Raw genomic sequence first — 5166 nt, 5'->3', positions numbered from 1 at the left:
TCAATATTTAAACATATTTTTTTGCAGACTAGAAAACAACTTTTTAATCCTCTTATTATATGTCAAAGAGCATATTTTAATTTTCTATAAACTCATAAATTCCTGTACAATTGTATCAGCTACCGTAAACCAGAATAAACTATATGTATCTGATTTTTTTAAATTCATGAGGTTTGAGGCATAGTGAAAGTAATTATCAGCCGGCAATTGATTATGGGCAAACTTATTCCGGATTAAAATCAGCAGGAATGCCTTTTGCTCTGGTATTGTTTTCATTGTTAAAAGCTCGACTTCTACTTTATCCAAAGAATTTTTTGAATTACCTAATTCTAACCACCAATTTTCAGCTTCTATCTCCAACTCTCCTCGTTTTGTCAATATGCCATTAACAATATACATCTTGAAGTTTGGATGATTCCCTTGCTCCAACTCTCTAGGATGATTACTACCATCAAATCGAAACTGTTCAAGAATATGCTTTTCTAACTGATGGCACTTTTGGAGTAACATCTCCCTGCGAACCACCTCATAAGAGTGTTTACCTATATACAGTTCCTCTTCCAACTCCGCTTTGGTCCATACGTGCTGTGGATCGTATTTAAGCAAGTTCAACACTTTTTGTTGTTGTAGAAAATACTTAAATTTCCCAATGTCCTTCAATTTTATTTTAGGTTCTCTAATCTGTTCCTTTTCGTAAGGGACAGTGGTTTGCCAAAGATTGCTTTCCTTTATCTGGTTTTCTGATGTATCTCCAGGTAACCGCATGCTTTGAGCTACGGCCTGCTCGTCTAAAGTAAGACGCTCCTGCCGCGATATATAAAAATCCGAAAGGGAAAGCGGTATTTTGTGTCCGAAAATTTTAAGATAAATATCTTCTGCTACGATTTTTAAAAATATATCCTGGATTTTAATCTTCTTTATTTTCAAATCCCATTTCATACGAAACAAATCCATTTGTTCCGAAGGGTTTAGCTGCCGTTTATTATCTTTAAAATCGATATCCCAGGAAAGTTCCGTTTCAAATATTTCATTGTAGTCCCTTTTATAATGGTAAAATTCCTGAAAACTATGATCATCTTTATAGCTGTACACATACCAGTCAGCAAACAATTCAGGATGGTCAACTACTTTTTTATCTTGAACAAAGGTGGGTTTATCATCAAATATTCCTCTTGGAAAAACCAGTGGTCGAGCTAGTAGCTCCAGTTTTTGTTTGGTCTCAGTTTTTATGAAATATAATCGCTCTCGGAAGATTACATTTAAATGCTGTTGTGTATAATATCTTTTTAGAACTTTATGCTCTTCCAAAAATCCTATTATATCACTTTCAAGCTTTTTGTAATATCCCAGCCTACCTTTTAAATAACCTTCGTACATTGGCACAAAACCATTGTGTTGGCTTAAACTCTTATGTATCCATGAATTCCAGACATAAGTATCTTCCTTTAGATCCCAAAATTGCTCCAATAGTTCTAACGGTTGTTTTGGGTTTTGATCATAAAATGCCAGTATCTGTTGTAATTGGCTATGATGATATCCTCGCCATTCTTTTCTTGAAGCAATAGGCATAAAACGCTTAAGGTCCTGAGCTAGCCAGGAAGCTTCCCTACCCTGTTCTCTGGTCGTATAAACCGTTCTTCTTTTACGGTTCTTTTGCAATGCCTTATTTTCTTCTAAAGTATGTAGCTTTTCCCGGGCATTCCTTGTTTCCGTTTGAATGGCTCGTAAGAGTTTCTTACCATCTAATCGTGTGCTGTTATCTGCTTTTCTCAGTTTCTTAGAGATTTTTGAAGTAGAAAGTCCATCTCCGGGTTTATAATCCCTTATTATTTGGAATCGTTCATACAGTTTTTCCACCATTCTATCCTCAATATCCTGGGGTGTTATACTCGGTCGTCTCAGAAGTTCAAACAAGAGGGCCGGAAGTTCATTAAGCGACAACATAGCCAGAGGTTCTCCTGGATATATATCCTTGAAATTATTATCTTTAATGTTCCTATCTATTTGGTTACTTATTTCTATTTTGGTAGGTTTGCCGTCACGTCTTTCCATTGGAATTCCTTCCTCCCTCGATTTCTTTTTCTTTTCACTTTTTATCTTCATTAAATCACGGTAAAGTTCCTTGCCTTTAGATGAAGCACTACGCAGGTTTATAAAAATTGGGATATTATGTCCAACAAAATTATAGGAAGGATTGGGAAAAACATCCCATCCATTTTTATGCTCCCTGGATAAACTTTCCATATAATCTGATTTAAGCTTGGAAACATGGGATAGTTTACCAAAAACTTTTATAGGTTCTTTTATTACCCTATTGGTAATAAAATTGGTACCGTCTATGACCTTATCTCTCCTGTCGTGAATATAATTTCCAAGGTGTACCTGAAACCGAAGTGATGGAAAATCTACAAACTCGTCCAAATAGCGTAATACCAGATAATGAAACTTGTTTTCATACCGTTTGCGTATTACTCCATGAACAACCGTAGATTCATTCAAGGAGGCATCTTCATTCCCTTCACGAATGTATTCATTAATGTCTTCGAGAAATTTACTCCTGTTTTCATGATCCAGAGTTTTGTAGACTTCATCCGGCACTTTACTTAGCTCATCCGCTATTTGAATAAGCAATGTTTCTTTTTGAAAATCTGTATTTAACCGATGTTTTATCCTTTTGACATTAAGATATGAAAAAACCCAGTGGGTAGCCATAAAACGAAGTTCATTTCCTTTACCCTTAAATCCTTCTATCCTACTTCTAAGATCTTCTGCTTCCTTTCTTTGCAAAAAAAGACTCAGTAAAAAAAGAAGACCACTTATTGAAAGTGTTATTCCGTTTTTCGTAATAATGTCTTCCGATAGCCTAGAAGAATAGTTTAATCTAATATTTTCATCTTTATCCAGCAAATGTACAAAAGCATCATTTAGCACAGCATTTTCGATGCTTTTTGTATCGAGGCTAACTTTCTCACCTTCAGCTTTTTTATCTTTTAATTTCTCTCGCTTTTGTTCTATTAATTGTTGTAATAATTGATGAAGATTTTTATTCAGCAATTGCCTGGTTTTATCCGACTTCATTTTATGTTTCTTTACTTGGATGGCAACAGCTACAAACAATTCATTTAAACATGTATAAAATCTATCCTCCAATTTTATTGGAGAATGATAATAATGCGTATAAAAATGTCGCAATTTATAAATCGCATTTATCAAAATTTCAAAATCTTCCCGGAATTCAAAAATGTTAATTTCATTTGATTTTTCCAAAAACCCAACTACCGGTAAATACTGCTTCAAAAACTTTAGATACTCCTTATAATTCGAAATAGAAATATTATCATGGAAAATGTTATTAATTGCAGGGACACCGTTCTTGCGTAAAGGATTTTGTATTCCATACCGCTCAGCGAAAGCTTGAAAAATAGATTCAATATTTTGCACAGCAAGGTTTACCCCCCCCCCAAAGTAATGTTTGTCTTCAAATAAATCATGCTGATATTTTAGATGAAGTCCTAAAGTAGTGGTTGATTCCATTTATATAAGGTTTAGACTTTTTTCAAAAAAACATTTTTCCTAACTTATCGTCTCACTTATTGATCCTTTCACAAAAACACAAAATGCATTTTTTTGAACCAGAATATTAAATAACATGAGTATCTCACTCATTTTTGACGGCGGTTTTAAAACGACAAAAAAATCAAATTTTAGATTTCTCATGGCTAATATTTATTCCTTATAAAAAGTACAACATACATCTGGTGTTATTGGCAATTAATTATAAGAAAACCTGATTTTTTACGGTTTTTCACACGGATTGATTCCATACGTTTTAAAGGATACTAATATTCTTACCCCTTCTTTTTTCCTCTTTGGGTTTCAAACATAACCATTTCAACAACCCTATAAGGATATAGTGTATCCTTTTTCACCTTCAACTTTTTTAATACTACAGCTTCTATTTCCGGATATCGTTTGTCCTGGGCAACGATTTCTAATTTTTTAAGGTAATTCAGATACAAATCCACATTTCCCACCCTGGCACCAGGATTTCCGGATATTCCAGTTGCATACCTGAGGATATGGCTATCCCAGATAGCATAGTGTTGCGGGTTAATGAAATGTAGGAGTTTAGACAAGCCCACCATAGAATTATTGATGGCAGATTTAAGGTATTCCAGCTCTTCTTTTTTCAATAAAGCACCTTCTTTTCTTTTAGCCTTATTACATAGCTGTAATACTCTTTCATCATCATATCCATTATAGGAGAGTACCCTCGGCATCCATCCATATACCATATGACTCCCGATAACTAGGTGCTCGGGTTTCAATTCCGGAATAGCTTGAAAGTACGCTATGAAATAAGGATATGATTTCAAATAAGAATTACTGATATTTAATTCTAACCTTTGAGCTTCTTTAATCAACGACTCTATGCAAAGGTTCTTTGAGATAATTTGATTCTTCATACGATTGGTTGGTATACGAGAGTCTACTATTTCAGGTTGAGTTCTTCATTATTATGCGCTTGGGTCAGAATCAAGTCATCCAGGAAATCCTGTAGCTGATTGATCATTTTGAACTTAATACCAAAATAAAATCGTGGAATCATTCCATAAAATATAATGCATCCCATCACGATTAACACAAGATTTAAGCCAAGTAGCACCATCATCGTTCCCAGCTCACTGCCAAGTTTCGGAGTAAATTCCTCGACATATATCAACTGTCCTATACGTCCTATAACCCACTCTCTGGGAAAAATTAAGCCTAAAAATACCATAAACCCTGAAAAAAACACATTTATGATGTGCTTCATCACCATTTTATCTTTATGATAATCATTTCCCTTCATATCCTTGATCTGAGTTATCAGTTGCTCCATTTTATTGATATTTAATCCGTTCTGCATGCAAAATATCCGGAATTTACTTACCCGTATTTTCCAAATTGCTTCGCTAACGGTTTGAAAATCTATATTATATTTCTGTTTATATGGGTTTAAAGCTTTCAAGTCGGATTCCGTCCATACCTTATCAATCCAGTAGAATAGACCTATTTTTTCTCTTCCCAGACTGCAAAAAACGGATATAGTATACCACTAAAAACGGGTGAAAGTGAGCATAGCACAGCGGGTGAAAGTGAACCACCTAAAACGGATGAAAGTGA

The 5166-nt window shown here is 34.5% G+C and carries 3 protein-coding genes; all 3 read right to left on the bottom strand.

The genetic code is table 11. From position 1 onward, the window contains the following. Positions 1 to 84: 84 nt before the first annotated feature. The 3 genes from cas13b to BT112_RS21325 all read right to left on the bottom strand — a co-directional run bounded on the left by cas13b (position 85) and on the right by BT112_RS21325 (position 4882). Positions 85 to 3534: a type VI-B CRISPR-associated RNA-guided ribonuclease Cas13b gene (gene cas13b, locus BT112_RS21335; protein WP_072319476.1), complete on the bottom strand. Its 3450-nt coding sequence runs from the start codon at positions 3532 to 3534 to the stop codon at positions 85 to 87. A 314-nt stretch (positions 3535 to 3848) separates the two neighbouring features. Continuing rightward, the gene (locus BT112_RS21330) at positions 3849 to 4466 is read right to left on the bottom strand and encodes a hypothetical protein (protein ID WP_072319475.1); all 618 of its coding nucleotides are present in this window, start codon (positions 4464 to 4466) and stop codon (positions 3849 to 3851) included. Between the two features lie 26 nt (positions 4467 to 4492). Further along, entirely contained in the window at positions 4493 to 4882 is a 390-nt protein-coding gene (locus BT112_RS21325) for a hypothetical protein (protein ID WP_139276352.1), read from the bottom strand. Between the last annotated feature and the right edge of the window lie 284 nt (positions 4883 to 5166).

Source organism: Sinomicrobium oceani (assembly GCF_900119185.1).
GTDB lineage: Bacteria > Bacteroidota > Bacteroidia > Flavobacteriales > Flavobacteriaceae > Sinomicrobium > Sinomicrobium oceani.
This window is presented reverse-complemented; position numbering and strand designations above follow the sequence as displayed.